This window comes from Paenibacillus sp. tmac-D7 (assembly GCF_006519665.1).
In the GTDB taxonomy this organism is placed as follows: Bacteria; Bacillota; Bacilli; order Paenibacillales; family NBRC-103111; genus Paenibacillus_G; species Paenibacillus_G validus.
Map to the genome: position 1 here is coordinate 129742 of NZ_VIDW01000002.1, position 16928 is coordinate 146669.

General features: G+C 48.9%; 16 protein-coding genes. 3 read left to right on the top strand and 13 right to left on the bottom strand.

The genetic code is table 11. The features are described 5' to 3' along the window. Positions 1–57 precede the first annotated feature (57 nt). Positions 58–1230 carry a MalY/PatB family protein gene (locus FKP33_RS02155; protein ID WP_141333829.1) on the top strand — a complete coding sequence of 391 codons (1173 nt, stop codon included), beginning with the start codon at positions 58–60 and terminating at the stop codon, positions 1228–1230. Between the two features lie 82 nt (positions 1231–1312). Here the strand turns inward: FKP33_RS02155 and FKP33_RS02160 are convergent, their stop codons facing one another. Beyond that, positions 1313–2512, bottom strand: a complete 1200-nt coding sequence (locus tag FKP33_RS02160) for a DUF5643 domain-containing protein (RefSeq protein WP_141333830.1) — start codon at positions 2510–2512, stop codon at positions 1313–1315. A 173-nt stretch (positions 2513–2685) separates the two neighbouring features. Further along, positions 2686–3762 carry a bifunctional 3-deoxy-7-phosphoheptulonate synthase/chorismate mutase gene (locus FKP33_RS02165; protein WP_054797682.1) on the bottom strand — a complete coding sequence of 359 codons (1077 nt, stop codon included), beginning with the start codon at positions 3760–3762 and terminating at the stop codon, positions 2686–2688. 197 nt (positions 3763–3959) lie between these two features. Here FKP33_RS02165 and FKP33_RS02170 point away from each other — a divergent pair, with 197 nt between their 5' ends. Next, the gene (locus FKP33_RS02170; RefSeq protein WP_127606337.1) at positions 3960–4457 is read left to right on the top strand and encodes a shikimate kinase; all 498 of its coding nucleotides are present in this window, start codon (positions 3960–3962) and stop codon (positions 4455–4457) included. Between the two features lie 252 nt (positions 4458–4709). Here the strand turns inward: FKP33_RS02170 and FKP33_RS02175 are convergent, their stop codons facing one another. Then, entirely contained in the window at positions 4710–5327 is a 618-nt protein-coding gene (locus tag FKP33_RS02175) for a nitroreductase family protein (protein WP_127606247.1), read from the bottom strand. A gap of 217 nt (positions 5328–5544) precedes the next feature. Between FKP33_RS02175 and FKP33_RS02180 the strand changes: the two genes are divergently transcribed. Beyond that, positions 5545–6357, top strand: coding sequence for an AraC family transcriptional regulator (locus FKP33_RS02180; RefSeq protein ID WP_127606249.1), 813 nt, complete (start codon positions 5545–5547; stop codon positions 6355–6357). A 274-nt stretch (positions 6358–6631) separates the two neighbouring features. Here the strand turns inward: FKP33_RS02180 and FKP33_RS02185 are convergent, their stop codons facing one another. The 10 genes from FKP33_RS02185 to FKP33_RS02230 form a co-directional block, all read right to left on the bottom strand. Beyond that, positions 6632–7507: a sugar phosphate isomerase/epimerase family protein gene (locus FKP33_RS02185; RefSeq protein WP_054796603.1), complete on the bottom strand. Its 876-nt coding sequence runs from the start codon at positions 7505–7507 to the stop codon at positions 6632–6634. Beyond that, positions 7504–8577, bottom strand: a complete 1074-nt coding sequence (locus tag FKP33_RS02190; protein WP_127606251.1) for a Gfo/Idh/MocA family protein — start codon at positions 8575–8577, stop codon at positions 7504–7506. The genes FKP33_RS02185 and FKP33_RS02190 overlap by 4 nt, the downstream gene beginning before the upstream one ends. A 48-nt stretch (positions 8578–8625) precedes the next feature. Beyond that, the gene (locus FKP33_RS02195; RefSeq protein WP_141333831.1) at positions 8626–9687 is read right to left on the bottom strand and encodes a sugar ABC transporter substrate-binding protein; all 1062 of its coding nucleotides are present in this window, start codon (positions 9685–9687) and stop codon (positions 8626–8628) included. 80 nt (positions 9688–9767) lie between these two features. Further along, positions 9768–10817, bottom strand: coding sequence for an ABC transporter permease (locus FKP33_RS02200; protein WP_164751757.1), 1050 nt, complete (start codon positions 10815–10817; stop codon positions 9768–9770). A gap of 1 nt (position 10818) precedes the next feature. Next, a complete protein-coding gene (locus FKP33_RS02205) occupies positions 10819–12306 on the bottom strand; it encodes a sugar ABC transporter ATP-binding protein (RefSeq protein ID WP_141333832.1) in 1488 nt (495 codons plus the stop codon). Positions 12307–12408: 102 nt separating this feature from the next. After that, a complete protein-coding gene (locus FKP33_RS02210; RefSeq protein WP_141333833.1) occupies positions 12409–13254 on the bottom strand; it encodes a sugar phosphate isomerase/epimerase family protein in 846 nt (281 codons plus the stop codon). Between the two features lie 150 nt (positions 13255–13404). Next, complete coding sequence (locus FKP33_RS02215; RefSeq protein ID WP_141333834.1) at positions 13405–13989, bottom strand: glucose-6-phosphate isomerase; 585 nt, start codon at positions 13987–13989, stop codon at positions 13405–13407. A 21-nt stretch (positions 13990–14010) separates the two neighbouring features. Continuing rightward, positions 14011–14961: a shikimate dehydrogenase family protein gene (locus FKP33_RS02220; RefSeq protein ID WP_141333835.1), complete on the bottom strand. Its 951-nt coding sequence runs from the start codon at positions 14959–14961 to the stop codon at positions 14011–14013. A 36-nt stretch (positions 14962–14997) separates the two neighbouring features. Continuing rightward, positions 14998–16038: a Gfo/Idh/MocA family oxidoreductase gene (locus tag FKP33_RS02225; protein ID WP_141333836.1), complete on the bottom strand. Its 1041-nt coding sequence runs from the start codon at positions 16036–16038 to the stop codon at positions 14998–15000. 69 nt (positions 16039–16107) lie between these two features. Next, positions 16108–16773 (bottom strand): bifunctional 2-keto-4-hydroxyglutarate aldolase/2-keto-3-deoxy-6-phosphogluconate aldolase, encoded by a 666-nt coding sequence (locus FKP33_RS02230; RefSeq protein WP_141333837.1) that lies wholly within the window; start codon positions 16771–16773, stop codon positions 16108–16110. Positions 16774–16928: the final 155 nt, after the last annotated feature.

Sequence of the window (16928 nt, forward strand, 5' to 3'; positions counted from 1 at the left end):
AACGTACGGTCATTTGATGATATAATCGATCATTATACGAAGCTGAGGTGATCTTAAGTGACTTACGATTTTGACCGCCGTATCGATCGGCGGCATACGCGCTCTTACAAATGGGATCAAAACGATAAACTCTTCGGGGATTCCGACGTTCTTTCCCTATGGGTTGCCGATATGGATTTCTTAAGTCCTCCCGCCGTTCAGGCGGTCTTGGAGAAACGGGCCGCTCTGGGCGTATACGGCTATGCCATTCGGAGCAACAGCTACTTCGATGCCATCGTAAATTGGTTCGAGCGGCGTCACGGCTGGTCGATCGATCCGAAATGGATCTCGGATTCCCCCAGCATCGTCACGACGCTAAGCTTAGCGGTCGAGCTGTTCAGCGAGCCGGGCAGCCAGGTCGTCCTGCAGTCGCCGGTCTATTATCCGTTCTATGACGTTATCCAAGGCAACGGCCGCATCGTAGCCAAAAACCCGCTCGTGCTCCGCAACGGCCGTTACGAGATGGATTACGATCATTTGGAATCGTTGTTCCAGGGGGGCGCGAAGCTGCTGCTCTTATGCAGCCCGCATAATCCGGGAGGCCGCGTATGGGAGCGCGAGGAGCTGCTCCGGCTCGGCGACTTATGCCTGAAGCATGGAGTCACCGTCATTTCCGACGAGATTCACTGCGATTTGGCATTGTCCGGTCACAAGCACATCCCGTTCGCTTCCCTGTCACCCGAGCTCGCGGACATCACGCTTACCGGCTTGGCCGCGACCAAAACGTTTAATTTGCCGGGGCTTCAAACGTCTTATATCGTGGCTTCCAACCCGTCCATGAAGCGAAAGTTCGATCATCGGATCAAAACGCTCAGTCTGCATATGGCCCATCATTTTGCCCAGGACGCGGTGGAAGCTGCTTATAACGAAGGGGAAGCTTGGCTGGATGAAATGCTTGCTTATGTAGAGGGGAATTTATCCTATACGCTCGCCTATTTCAAGGAGCATTTGCCGGAAGCGAAGCCGCTGCGGCCGGACGGCACCTACTTGCTGTGGATCGACTGCCGCGATTTGGGCTTAACCGTCAGCGAGCTGAAAGCCCTAATGTTTAAACAAGCCAAAGTAGCCTTTAGCGATGGTTCGGTGTTCGGAACGGAAGGCGAAGGCTGGCTTCGCATCAACCTGGCTTGTCCCCGTTCCATCGTGGAGCAGGCGCTGCGTCAGTTCGTCCAAGCGGCTCGAAACCGTTAAGGAAACAGAAAAAAGACCGTCGCTGCACGGTCTTTTTCTGTTTAGACTGCAGTAGTCGTATCCCGGCAAGCTCCTGCTGATTTTAGGGTTCGAGCGGAACCGTGATTTCCAGCTCCTTCAAGTATCCTGGCGGGGTCAGTTCACGGGTGACGAAGGTCAGCTGTTCTTTTTCAGTGAAAGCCGGGAATTCCTTGACAAACCTATAATGTACCGGATCCACGGTGATGGAAGGCTTTTGCAGCTGAAGGTACTTGTTCCCGCCGCTGTCTTCGATCCATAATGGTTTTGCCTGCTCCTGAGGAATAAGCCCTTCCGTTCTATAATGAACCAGCGTTTTATCGGGTAAGCGTTCCACCTGGGTGATCAATAGATGACCGGCTTCTCCCTGCGATAACGATATCGGCTTTTCTTCTGTGGGCATCTGGTCTAAAGGCGCCTTCGATTCTTTTAAAGGTCCTTGGAATGGAAGATCAACGAAAGGGCGGATCGTAATGGTTTTGGCAATGGGCTGACGGGCCCGTAACGCTGTGAGAAGGTTGATATGGATATTTTTGCCGTCCGTTTGTCCCCTGCCGCTTCCACTGCGCCTTTGCAATTGCGTGCCTTTATCGTCGAACAGATCGTACTGGATAAACCGGCCGGCATCAGCAGGTTGCTTCACCTCTACATCAAGCTCTGTTGAGCCAGGTGTGAAGAGAACCTTCTTCACCGTTAGTGTGATATCCCCATACGATTTAGTGATCATTGGCAGGACCACTTTATTGGTCGAGGCCATCTTTGTTACAGGTATCGAAAAGCTCCACCGCCCTTTCGTGCTTCCTATTTGGCTGATATCCATCTGCAGTTTAAAGTGATTGGGCAAATCCTCTGCCGGCATCAAGTCGATGACCCCTGCATAAGTATGCTCATCGACCGGACTTCCGGTACCGCTAAGGGCGGGCTCCAACAACTCCGAGATGACGCCGACCGACATATCCTCCAAATAATGCAGCTTCACGACGAGCCGCAGTGTATCCTCCAGACGGTTTACCGCCTCCCACAAATCCACCTTGCCATATTCCGCAGATTCGGCATGCTCTTCAGGCAGAACGGCAACCGGTATCGTTCTTTTGCGCTGGCGCAGGAATTGGTTGCACTCGTTAATCAAGATTCTCATAAACCAGGTTTTGAAAAAATGCGGTCGGGCGACTCGATACATAGGAAGCTCCAAAGCCTTCACCAACCGGGAGAATGCTTCCTTGTTCCCTTTTTGGGCCAGCAGGACGTCTATTTCTGTTATCACATGGAACTGCCTCCTTTTGTTGTCTAAGCATTAGATGCCCCAGCTCTTCGAACGGTTCACGCAGCCCATTTTTTTGATTACGCCCCACATTCATTTTACCTGCACCGGTGCGGCGCTTTCCGCAAAAAATCGCCCATCGGCTTGCCTTGAAGGCAAGCCGATGGGCGATCTCCTTAAGATCCGAACGGTTGGAACGCATTCAAATCCCGATAAAATTCAGCAAATTGCTTAAGGTCTAATTGCTGCTGACCGTCTGAAAGGCTAATGGACGGATCGGGATGCACTTCGACCAAGAGGCCATCCGCACCGGCAGCAAGTGCGGCTTTGGCGCACGGCAATACAATATCTTTACGGCCGGTCGAATGACTTAAATCAACCAGGACCGGCAAGTGGCTTTCCTTCTTGAGTATAGGTACCGCCGAAATGTCCAGCGTGTTCCGGGTCCATTTCTCATACGTTCGTATGCCCCGCTCCATAAGTATGACCTGAGCGTTGCCGCGGGAGACGATATATTCCGCGGACAGAAGAAGCTCCTCCAGCGTTGCCGAATTACCTCTTTTCAGCAGCACCGGGATGCCCGAGTCGCCAACGGCCTTTAATAAAGAAAAGTTCTGCATATTTTTCGCGCCAATTTCTACCATATCGATATATTGTCCAGCCAGCTCCAGCTCTGACGAATCCATGATTTCGCTGACTGTAATCATCCCGAATTGCCCGCCGACTTTATGTAAAATCTCGAGACCTTCCTTGCCGAGCCCTTGAAAATCGTAAGGAGAAGTTCTCGACTTGTAAGCCCCGCCCCGCAATATCGTAACGCCTTGCGCTTTAAGTGAGGCCGCCACTTCGTACATTTGACCATAGCTTTCCACCGTGCAGGGGCCGGCTACAAGGACTTTGTCGGGTCCGCCAATTCCAACCCCTTTAATGTGAATGACCGTATCCTCGTGTTTTCGCTTTCGGGTCACGAGCAGATGCTTCTTATGCTCCTCTTCCAACAGCTCCAGGGATGCTTTGAAAATTTGTTTAAATAAATGCCTGACTGTTGCATCGTCGAAGGGGCCTTTATTTTTCTGGACTAAATTTTCCAGCATCCTGCTTTCGCGAACCGGATCGAATCGGGGGATGCCTTGCTTTTGCTTTTCAATGCCTATTTTCTCGACAATTTCAGCCCGGTTGGATATCAATTCGAGAATTTGAACGTTGATTTCGTCCAACTTATTTCTAAGGGCTTCCAAATCTGAAGTACTCATGCTATACAGCTCCTTTTTTGACTGAAACTCCCAAGTATCTGGTTCATATATCGATTGATCCTATTATAAAACACCTTTATAATGGAAAGTAACCCGTGCTTCCGCACTTTAAAACTTAAAAGCAGAAGAGAGTGTTGAGCGTGTACAACAACCCCGATATCCCTTTACGGGAAAAAAATATAATCTTAATCGGTTTTATGGGTGTGGGCAAGACGACCATAGGTCATCTTCTCGCCAAAAAACTGTATAGAGATTTTATCGATGTCGATTATGAAATTGAGCAGCAGTACAAGATGCCTATCACGCAAATTTTCAAATCTTTCGGCGAAACGAAATTCCGCCAAATGGAAAAGGAATATATTACCAATTTATGCACAAATTCCCGGTTGAAAATTATTTCTCTTGGGGGAGGCGCATTTATGCAGGAAGAAATCAGAAACATCTGCTTGTCCACGTCCATCGTCTTTTTCCTTGATCTTACCTGGGAGACCTGGAAAGACAGGCTGCAGCTCATTGTAGACAGCCGACCTGTCTTACAGAACAAATCTTTGGAAGAGATTGAAAATTTATTTTACACCCGGCAAAACCTATACGCATTAAATCATTCAAGCGTTAACACCGACCACCTGGACCCGGAAGAGGCCGCCGATTACATTATTAACACGCTGAAGCTGGGTTGGGAGATTTACTCGTAGTTACGTCGTAAAGCTGCCTCGTCATGCACCATGCGGCCTGTCCGGGGCAGACCGCATCGTATTCTTTCGTCACTCTGATGATGAAAACAATTGATAGCAAACGGTTACATAAACAAATTAAATCGATAAAAATAACTAGAAAAATTATATCCTTTGCAAGCAAGCGGCGTCAATACGAAATAAAACAAGCCTCCAAATTCCACGATTTAAGCGGGCTCGGAGGCTTGTTTTTCGCTTCCTCAAAGACAAGAATTATTTCGATACTTTAATCCGTTCTTCCAAAGGCTTGAATTCCTTCTCTCCGGCCGGGGCCGTCGGTTTCCCGAATGGCATCTGGGCGATGAGCTTCCAGGATTGCGGAATGATCCAGGACGTCTTCACTTTTTCATCGATCAGAGGATTGTAGTGCTGTACACTAGCACCCAGTCCTTCGTTCTCAAGCGCAGTCCATATGACAAATTGAAGCATGCCGTTCGATTGCTGCGACCAACTGGGGAAATGTTCCGAATAGCTTGGAAAGCTCGCCTGCAGCCCTTCAATCACAGTCATATCTTCGAAGTAGAGTACGGTGCCGTGCCCGCTTCTAAAGCCGTTTATGCGTTGTTCGGTCGATGCGAATTGATCCGCTTGCACAATACCGCGCAAAATTTCCTTCGTCAAATCCCATAACTTATGATGCTGTTCTCCCAGCAATACAAGCACTCTCGCGCTTTGCGAGTTAAAGGCGGACGGCGTATATTTCACCGCTTCCCGAATGATTTCAACAATGCGCTCATCCGAAATCGGCGATTCCTGGCTAATCCCATAAATCGTGCGTCTTTCCCGTACTGCTGTTAAAAAATCTTTTCCTGTTCCTACCGCTTCTGCCATGTATCTGTCCTCCGGATGTGATGTCATACTCCGTTATTTTGATCTTAGTCGTCGCCCGCTATACAAACGCCTCAAAAAAAGGCGTATTTATGGTAAATACATCTAAATTGTTCGAAAGTTATAATTTATTGTTGTATTGCTGGATGATTCTTGAATTCACTCTTGATTCTACTATAATTGTGATAGTTAAAAGGTAAACCTAGGGGGATAAAACCTAATGATAGGAGTTCCCGAAATTCTAGAAGACCCGAAATTTATTGCAGCGTATGAGATCAAGGGGGAGCCTTCATGGAGTAAAACGTTGAATGAAAAAAAACAGAGTACCGATATTTTTTTCGTACAAGACGGCAGTGGGCAGTGTGTGATAGGCGAAATGATTTTCACTGTTGCGAGAGGAGATATCGTTATTTTTCCAACTTTAAGTTCCTATGAAATTATTTCATCCGTCCAGACACCGATCTCAGGAATCGTAATTTCCATCTCGAATGTGCAAATATCAGGAATGCCCAAAGGTTATTTAACCTCCCCGGACCAGTGCCCTGTCATTCCAACGGATAAAGACTACAGCTCAACCAGTCGATATTTTTCCGAAATTTATAGCGAATATCAGCATCCCACGTACGGCTCAAACGAAATGATCGAATCTTTAACGAGAACCATCCTTATTGTAACGATTCGAAAGCTTTATCTGGTTAAACCGAAGATTTCCCCTTCTATCACTCATGAAGTCAAGAAATACATCGAAGAATACTATTATCAAGACCTGACCTTGAGTGATCTGGCCGCAATCGTTTATGTAAGCCCTTACCATTTGGCGCATATTTATAAAGAAGAAATGGGCACCCCTCCTATCCAATATTTAATTCAATGCAGAATCGACGAAGCGAAACGACTCCTGAAGTACACCAATTTAACCATTCGTGAAATCGCTCTCAAAGTAGGATACCCTAATGGGATATACTTTAATTTGCTGTTTAAAAAATTGACCGGTATACCTCCGGGCAAATTCAGAAAAATATTTAGCGAATAAGGAATGGCCTTAATGAATGCCTTCCAGATTCGCAGGCCCGTGACCTGCAGCTCTCATCCAGAACGAAGCAGGTCACTGACCGAAGTTTAGGATGAAAGACAGGTTCCGGCTCCGCTGTCCAGTAAAACGGTGACATCGGGGGCTCCCGCCTCGTCTAATTCCTGATTGGATTTGAACGTGTAAATATTCATCGGAAACCTGCCCCTTCTTCCCTCATGGGTTCGTTGAAAGCATATAACCGCTCCCTATGAGGAAGCGGTTATACGGTGGATCCTTATCGATTAGGCAAGTTTCTCCAAGCGGCAAGACGATCCTTCGTTCCCTCAATGACCGGCCGCATATACTCGATAGCTTGCCGGGTGATGCCGTCAGGATTGCGATCCCGCCGGGGGAAGCCGATCTCCATGGACAACCATCCGTCATAACCAATCAATGCAAGTTCATCGACGGCGCCTCTGAAGTCGGTATGTGTGCCGGGCGCGTCACGGTTCACATCGGAAATATGAACATAGATCAGACGGTCGCCCGCTTCGTTAAATTGTTCCCTTACATCATCCCCTCTATAGAAGACGTGAATCGTATCCAGCATAACACCGGCAACATCGGCGCCAGCTCCCGCCTCTTCCATTAATTTCAGGGAATCGCCCGCATGCTCGATGACATCCGACACTTCCGAAGTAGGTTCAATCGCCAGCTTAACGCCTAGCGGACGCGCAACCTCCGCACATTTGTGAAGAGCTTCAACCGCATAATTCCAAGCTTCCTGACGAGGTTGTTTGTAGCGCTTCCAACCCGGCAGCCAAATCACCCGCTCACATTCAAGATCATGCGCCAGCTGAAGACACTCGGAAATATATTGGAAGTTGGCATCGCGCTCCTCTTGATCGGGCGAAGCCGGATTATAACCGGGACCGCCGCCCAATGCCGGGCATAAAGCCGATACTTCCATCCCGCGACTCTTTACATGCTTCAGCATTTCTTTTCTGCGGGCGGAATTCGTATGCGCCGGGAAACCGTGCGGGGCTGCGGCGCCGATTTCAATGCCGTCATATCCCATTTCTGCAAGCGTATCGACCGTATCCTCGAGCGAACGGCATGGCAGCCAACCGAAAGCAGATCCGTACAACCAACTGTTAAAAGATAATTTCATTGTAAAACTCCTCCTTTAAGAATATGGGTATTGTAAAATTGGTTAAAATCGATTTTTTCTCCACCGCGTTTTGTCGATTCGACGGCGGCTAATACGAGTCCCAAGCTGCGCAGATTGTCTTTTCCGTGGGTTTCCGGAAGCTTATTCGCCTTGACGGCTGTAACAAATTCCTTGACCGTGCCTAGTCGCTCCTCTTCTTCAACAGGGTCGAGCGTCACTTCCAGAATATCGTCGGACATTTCAAGCGTTCTCGCCTTGAAGACGGTTTCTCCAATGATATTGCCATGCGGGTAAAGCAGCACACGATTTTCATCCCATAGAATAGAAGCGTGTGTGCCGTGAATTTCCCAGGCTCCGTCCCAAGTCGTGTGCGGACGGCGCGAAACCCAAGATCCCGTATACGAAATCATCGTGCCGTCGTTTGTTTCAAACTCGACGAAAGCGGAGGCGTTGCCTTTGTACCAGGTCCAGCTCGGATTATAGCTTCGCGCACGCACCCAATCGGGTTCTACTCCAAAAATACCGCGAATGTAATCAAAATGGTGAATGGCCATATCCACAATCAACGGTTCCTCCATTTCAGTGCGGAAGCCTGTAAATGGGGGGGCTTTTCGGAAACGCCCGTAAATGGTCTCAATTTTCCCTACCGCACCCTCTTCGATAAGGCGCTTTACCGTCCGGGGGCCTCTTCTGAAACGAAAGCTTTGCGTCACCATGATATAACGGCCTGCTTGCTCCGCTTTTTCCACGATCCTGTTCGAGGACGACAGCGTTGGCGCAAACGGCTTTTCAATCATACAATGCAGACCTGCTTCAAGAGCTTCAAGGGCGACAGCTTCATGGGCTTCGGGCGGGACAACGATAAGCGCGGCATCAGCCTCGACATTGCTCAGAGCTTCCGCTAACGAGGTGAATCTTCGATCATGCGGGAGACCCACCGAGTCGCCTACCGTGTTCAATGTCTGTTCATTCAGATCAACCAGCGCGACAAGCTCCGTCCATGGGGAATTGGCAATGACGCCAGACCATCCGTTACCCCAAAAGCCTAAACCAATTTGAATGACACGCATTCCATTCTTGCTCCTTTCTGTTGGTTGAATATTATTTCTTGTTGGATGTTATTTCTTCGACTTCTGAGCCATGATGTTGCCCCACAGATTAGGATCATCGACATTGTTCTTATCTATAATGGAAGGAGGAATCATCGTATCGCGTTCGAACCTGGTTTCACCGCTGAAATACTTGGCTACCCTTTCCATGCCTTCCGACCCCATGGCCTTCGCGTCTTGATTCAAAGAAGCGTCTTGAACGCCTTCCCGAATGCGCTGTAGTCCCGTAGGCGTACCGTCGACTCCGATCATGACAATATGTCCGTTTTCTCCGACCTTCTTATCCCTGCCTAATTTCTTAAGAGCGGAAACGACACCCCGCAGCATCTCGTCGTTGGCTGAGAAAGTAGCGACAATGTCCTTATGGGCGGTGAAGGCATCAAGCGTATTGGAGAATGCTTTATCGGCAACCCATTCGTTATTTAAAGTGACCACTTTCAAATTCGGATATTTCTCCATTTGGTCATTAAAGCCGGAGCTTCTGAGGTCCGCCCCCGTCGCACCTACCAGACCGCGTTGTTCGAGCACGGTTCCTTTCGCGTCCCCTACCGCTTTGGCGATATAATCGGCTGCCATGACGCCGGCTTTGTAATTGTCATACCCCACCCAAGTCAAGTAGTCTCCGCCAAGAATTTTGGATTCCACGCCGAAAACCGGTATGTTTTTCTTCCTCGCCGCATCGATCGAAGGTACGATCAATTCACCGTCCACGGAACTCAACAAAATGGCGTCCGGCTGGGTCGCGATAATGCTTTGCATTTGCTCCGCTTGTTTGTTGGCGTCAACATTCGCGTCGAATACTTTAACATCCATCCCGTATTTGTCTGCAACCTCTTTCGCCGAGTCGTTCAGCATGACCATGAATTCAAACCCTAGGCCCATTAACGGAAAGGCAACCTTCTTCCCCTTCGGGGATTTTTCTCCGGCAGCGCCGGATTCTCCTTTCGAAGAATCCACGGCCGATGTCGCAGCCGCAGACTGCTGCTTCTGATCACTGCCCGAACCGCATCCGGAAAGAACCGTTGTCGCCATTAGAATCATGGCCGCCAGACTCCCTACTGTTTTTTTCATGAGTACGTCCTTCCTTTCAAAAGAGTTTTATCTTAATAATGATGCTATAAGCCGGTGACCATCGCTTAAGCACCATTTCATTAAGCGCCTTGCTCCTTGGTTGCTTGCTTTTTATCGGGCAGAACGGAACGATTGGAAGCGTGTTTATGCAATCGGGTCATATTTCTCGTGCTTTTACGCTGCCGGTATATATCAAGCGCTGCCGCCAGGGCAATCACGACGCCGGTGAAAACCTTGTCATAATTCGGAGGGATAGCCAGCAGGACAATGGCGTTTGAAGCAAGCGTCAACAAAATGACTCCCAATAAGGTGCCGATCACATTGCCTTGGCCGCCAAACAAACTCGTACCGCCGATGACGGCTGCTGCGATTACCGTAAGCTCCATGCCCACACCGATAATCGGACTGCCGGATTGCAGACGAGCCGTCATCATGAGGCCGCCGATAACGGCGGAAAGGCCGGAAATCACAAAGGCAATGATAATAATTCGGTCAGCGGGGATACCGGCGAGACGGGAAGCCGTTTTGTTTCCGCCTACCGCATAAATCATTCTTCCGAAGCTCGTCTTCGAGAGCACAAAATAACTGATGAGCGCGACCGCGAGTGCAAAAGGAATAAATACGGGAATCTTGTCGCCGAATAGTTGGGCATTGCCGACCGTCTCGAATATATCCGGCACCGGGATAATATTTTTACCTCCGGAGAACACATACGCTAAACCGCTTGCGAGGCTTAAGCTTGCCAGGGTTACAATGAGCGGAGGCATCTTCAGCTTCGTTACAGCCAAACCGTGGAATATCCCGAAAGCGACTCCGACGAGTAAGGCAATAAGAATACTAAGCCAAACCGGCAGCCCCAATTTGACTGCTAAACCAACTGAAAGCACGGAAGACAGCGCAATCAGAGACCCTACCGACAGGTCAATCCCGCCAACCAGAATAACGAAGGTTTGGCCAATCGCGACAACGGCTAAAATGGTGGATTGGTATAAAATGTTAATGATGTTGGTCCCCGTAAGAAAGGAGCTGGATGCGAAGCTTAATATAATGCCCAGCAGGAGAATGGCGAACAATAGCCCCTGCACCTGCATCCGCCGGAGAGCATCTCCTAATGACCGAATAATGTTCATCTTAAATCGTAACCTCCTCTGTCGTCGCATATTTGATGATTCGTTCCGGCGAAAGCTCCGACCGTTTCAAGTGTCCTGTCAATTTCCCTTCCCGCATCACCAATACCCGATCGCTTAGCAGCAGCACCTCAGGCATTTCGGAAGTCACCAGCAGGACGGCCACCCCGGATTCCGCCAATTCACCGATCAAGCGGTGAATTTCCGCCTTGGCCCCGACATCGACCCCCTTGGTCGGTTCATCTAAAATTAAGATGCTCGGTTTGCGCGCAAGCCAGCGTCCAATAATCACTTTTTGTTGATTGCCTCCGGATAGCGTCATAATATTCGATTCGATCGAAGCGGCTTTCACTTTCAAGGCGGCGCTTTGTTCGTTCGATATATCGATTTCATGATTCTTATGAATCATACCGGCAGGCGCGACCAAATCCAGAAGACTTAGCGTAAAATTCTCGCGTACCGTAAGCAATCCGACAAGACCCTGCCCTTTGCGGTCTTCCGGTACAAAACCGACACCGGCCTTGACAGCAGCAGCGGGCGAGTTTCGTTTAATTCGCTTGCGGTTAATCATGACCTCGCCCGAGTCATAAGGATCAATGCCGAATATACACCGGACGAGCTCTGTACGCCCTGCGCCCACCAGTCCGGCAAGCGTTAAAATTTCGCCTTCACGCAAGCTGAATGAAACGTTCTGCAGAACCCCTTGCTTTGACAAGTTGTTAACCGTCAATATTTCTTTGCCCGGCATTCGTTTGACGGGCGGCACTTCAGGAACGTCTGTATTGACCATCATTCGGACCAGGATGTTTTCGTTAATCTCTTTGATTTGTTCCGTTCCGACATAACGGCCGTCTCTAAATACCGTGACCCGATCGCAAATTTCAAAAATTTCTTCCAGCCAGTGCGAGACAAAGATGATGCCGATCCCCTGATTCTTGAGCTCGCGCATGACCTGAAACAGGCGGTCCACTTCCCTTGGCGACAAGGAGGTCGTCGGTTCATCCATAATTAAGACGCGCGCATCTTCCGAGAGAGCCCTGGCAATTTCGATTAATTGCCCTTCGGCGGGTGTTAGCTGATGTCCTAACAAATCCAGATCGAGACCGGGCACAACGCGCGAAACCGCTTCCTCCACTTTCTTCCTGCATGCTTCGTCAGAAACGACTCCATAACGCCCGGGCCACCGTCCTAACATGACGTTATCAATCACGCTCATATGCGGCACCAGATTATGCTCTTGGTGGATGGTGGCAATGCCGGCAGCGTGAGAGGCAGCCGGATCATTCGTGCGGATGCCGGTTCCATTGATCAGGATCTCTCCGCTGTCAGGAGCATGATATCCGGAAATGATTTTGATTAAGGTAGACTTTCCAGCGCCGTTGGCGCCAAGAAGCGCGTGAACTTCGCCTGCCTTTAGCTCAAAATGGACACCATCCAGAGCGACTGCTCCATGAAATCTTTTATGTACGTTATTCGCTTGCAATAAAGTCATGCTGTCACCTCCCGATACCTTTCTTTGTGCTCATTACGCTCCTTATCATTAGACGCTTGCCGCTTGCTGTGAACGCTTTCAGTTTTCTTTGACTTTGGCAGGTTATCGCAATACGCTCTTCAAGAATGTAATCCCTTCCGCTGCTATTGCATCCTGCGAGCTTGCCAGCGGTCTCCATTGGGAAACCGCTCTGGCAATTTCTTTGATGTCCGTCGTGAATGCCTCAATGACGACATAGCCGTCATATTGAATATCTTGCAAGGCCTTCGAAACTTCTTCCCAGGGAATATGGCCTGTTCCCGGAATCCCCCTGTCATTCTCGCAAGAATGGAAATTCAAGATGTGCTTTCCCGCTGCACGGATCGCATCGCCAATGCTCTTCTCTTCAAGATTCATGTGGAACGTATCCAGCAGAAAGCCGACGTTGCTATGATTCACCCTTTCAAGCAAATTCACACCCTGCTCCACGGTATTGATCAGATCGGTCTCGAAACGGTTTAAAGGTTCGATCGCAAGCTTGACGCCCTTCTCTCCGGCATAATCAGCCGCCGCCTTTAAGTTCTCAACCGTCCACTCCAGCTGCTGCTTTTTTTCCGCCGGTGTGAGCAGCCTTGTTTTTCCGGTAGCGGCGTACATCGGGCCTGAAACTAAGGGCGAGCCCAGCTGTACGGCGAAGTCCACACATGTTCGGATGTAGGCCAGCCCTTCTTCCCGGACACGGCTATCCTCGGAGCTGATGTCCCGATTCGGGCCGAAAGCCCCGCATACGAGTGCTTGGATGCCCCGCGCCTCCATGTACGCACGGGTTTCCGCTGCCGGTATCGTCCGTGGGTCCTCGATGCAAATTTCTAAAATGTCGAAGCCAAACGCCTTCACTTTATCAACCAAATGGAACGTTTCAGGTGAAAAGGGTGATGCCCAAATGAACGTGCTGGCACCGAATTTCATGAGAACCTCCCCAAACCGTAAATTTGTTGTCGATATCTTTAAATCCATCATAACATCTACACAAATGAAAACAATTCACTAAAATTGAGAACAAATTATAATATATTGTGGAATAAATAATAATAAATAGAAATTCAACACGCAGCAGGGTTAGTTATTCCACTTCGGATTATCTACAATTGCGGCTTCCCCTGCTTGCTCGATCACGATCTTCCTGAACCCTTTGCTTTCAATCGTTCCATAATCATGCCCGGCATCCGCCCGAAACACATAAAACGTGATCAGGGGTTCGGTCCCGGTATTGATGCTTCGATGCGCGTACCTTCCAGGTACGTACACCGCTTTCCCCGGCGTGAATGGCTCGGCAGCCCAATCGCCTTCCGGGCTCTCCATCAGCATATAACCTTTACCGCCCAGGCAGTAATACACCTCGGCCGTATCCAAAATCGTATGAAAATGTCCCTTGGTCATATAATATTCATCGCCCACTTTACCCGGATAGACGATACTCGTTCCAAAGGCAAGATTGCCCGGTTTCTCCGGGACACCCAACTCATGAAACTCGTAAATGAGAGGGTCGCCGTTTACCGTCATCGCTTCATAAGCGTGCTCGTTCGCGTACATCCCCTTCATTTTGGACAAATTTCTTTTTATCGAAGCTTTGGTATCGGATAACCCGTTGTTTAAGCTGAAATAAACGGAAAATGGTTGTAAGTATTGCTCGAGATTCTCCATGTACCTGCTCACCCTCCCGATTTATTTTACCGTTCTCAAGTTCATCGCAATGCTTTCCAGCTTGTCGAACGTATCGCCCTTGATATCGATATGAAACACTTCCGCAATGACTTGCGTCCATCCATGAATAAAATAAATCCAGCCGTCTTCGACATGAAGCTGCTTCTGTTCCTTTTGCTTCAGCGCCTGATGCATGAAATCCAATTCTCCGCGGTAATTCAATTCCCAAACCAGACTGTGCTCCGGAAACTCGCATGGGTCGGTTAACGGCGATCCGGGCCGGTCTTTGCCCAATCCCGTCGCATTAATGACGAGGGACCGGGGCTTCAGAGCTTTCAGCAGCCTGTCGTTATCCGCCGGATTTGGACATAACACATATTCAAACTTTACTTTCGTATCGATGTTGCTTAACAACTTCTCAGCCGATAACAGCCTCGCTTCGCTCCGGTTGCTGATGATGATCTTGGAAGGAACATCGTCGCCGTGATCCGCTCTGGTTAAATAAGAGCTGATGGCCAGTGCGCTTCCGCCGGCTCCCATAATCAGCGCTTCGCCGCCGTGACGCTTCCAGTAGTTAACCGGAATGAAGGCTTCCATAGACAGTCCGCTGGAGATCGGGTCTTTGGCATACCCCTCCAACCTGCCGTCTTGTTTGGAAATCGATGAAATTTCATCGAACATCGTCGCGTAAGGATCCAGGTAATCAAACAAATCCCGGGCGGCGTGATATAAATCGATCTTATGTGTAGTGACCAGCGCGCCTAACGACAGGGGGTCCTCTTTAATGAATCGGACACACTCGCGGTACTGCTCTGGGTCGGCATGAATGTCGATATCAATCCCTTTAATGACCGCATCTTTCAGTCCAAGCTCTCTCGCCCATAAGGGGAACAGCTTCATAATTGAAGATTGCGTCGTGGTCACGCCGATAAAATACATCGTAGGCTGGGTCGCTTTTGCAGGCAGGATCATCTTGTTAATCTCCTTTTCATGGGAAGATAAATGGAATTACGCTTTTACCGCTAATACGGAAGATAACAGGATTTCTTTTCTTTCCTTAATGGACTGATTGCCCGCATTGACGACCATGACTGCCTTTTTCCCGTCATTCCCGGATACTTTAGGTTCCTTATCTTCGAGTATGCATTCGATAAAATGCACATCCTCCGCCAAATACGCATCGCTGAACAACGTTCTCCAGCTGTTCATCACAGGACGGGTCAACCCGTTCCGATTGGCCGTTACGATGGTCTTCTCATGCACTTGACCAATGAATATGACGCCTTCCGTTCCAAGAATCTCCACACGGGAATCATAGCCATATTTGACGGATACCGCTCCATCGATCATCCCCTGCTTCTGATTCGCAAATCTGGCGGTTAGCACCACGTTATCATAGAAATCGGGAAATTCCGCCTGTGCTTGCGGGCATCTGAAATTGCCGGCAAGGGCAAATACGCTTTCTATATCGGCGTCGACAAACCAGTTCAGCGTATCGATATCATGGCTGTTAACCTCGGCCAGCGGGCCGTTGCTTTTTGAAAGATCGTACATCCACGGCTGCGGAATGCTGGGTCCCCGGGTCAAGGAACGAACCAGCACGACGTCTCCGATTGCCCCGCTGTCTATTTCCTCTTTGGCTTGAATAAAGCTATCGTTAAATCTGCGCATAAACCCGATCTGAAGTTTCACCTTATTCCTCTTCGCTGCGGCTATCATATCCTCGCATTCGTTAGCGTTCATGGCCATCGGCTTTTCGCAAAAAACATGTTTACCCGCTTCGGCTGCCGCTACGACGATATCTCTATGAAAAATAGTTGGCGTTACGACGATAACCGCATCGATATTATCGCTTTTTAGCGCTTCTTTATAATCAGTATAATAAGTATCAATGCCCAGACTTTCGGCAGCCTGCTTCGCCACGGCTTCATTCGGATCAACCACGGCGACTAAAGATGCGTGAGGTACATTTCTTCTAAAGTTGGCGGCGTGTATCATCCCGGCTCTGCCGGAACCGATCACGCATACTCCAATTTCTGTATTTCTCAAGCTCTCCACTCCTTTTTATTTCTATCTTTTGTTCTCATATATTATTATATTTTATTGTTATGTATCATGTCAACGATTTTTTGTTTTCATTTTGTTTCTCGTTTCCCTTACTTTTTCAACAAACTTTTTCCCGATCTCGGTTACCGAAGCGTAATCCCCGCGCAGCGCTCCGCGCGTCAAATGACTCCCGATTCCAACCGCGATCGCCCCGGCCTCCAGCCATTCGCCGACGTTATCCAGATCCACTCCGCCGGTAGGCATCAGTTGAGCCTGGGGAAGAGGCCCCTTAATCGACTTAATCATGCTTGGACCGAACAGTTCGCCGGGAAACAGCTTCATGATCTCCACCCCGGATTCCATAGCCTCGACTACTTCTTTGATGGTCATGACCCCAGGCATGCAAGGAATGGCATACCGGTTGCACATGCGGACAACGTCTTGGTTGAAGTAAGGCATGACGATATATCGGGCTCCCGACAGAATGGCAATTCTTGCGGTTTCCGCATCTAATACGGTGCCTGCTCCCAGTATCATTTCATCGTGCGAATACTTACCCGCCAAATCTTCAACGATGTGATGTGCATTCGGAACCGTAAACGTGACTTCGATGGCCGAGATGCCGCCTGCCAGGCATGCCTCAATCGTTCGGTAAGCTTGTTCTTTAGTTTCGGACCTGACGACGCTAACAATACCGGTTTGATGAATTTTATTAATCACGTTCTGCTTAGGATTCATAGGATTTTTCTCCTTATCTATTCTATAAATGGAATACGCTGTGCCGAGAGTGTTTATACTAAATAAGAGAATAGAAATGAAAATAATTAAAAGATTCTTTTTTATTGGCTGTTATAATGGTAAAATAAATGTACATATCAACAATAAAGGATGAT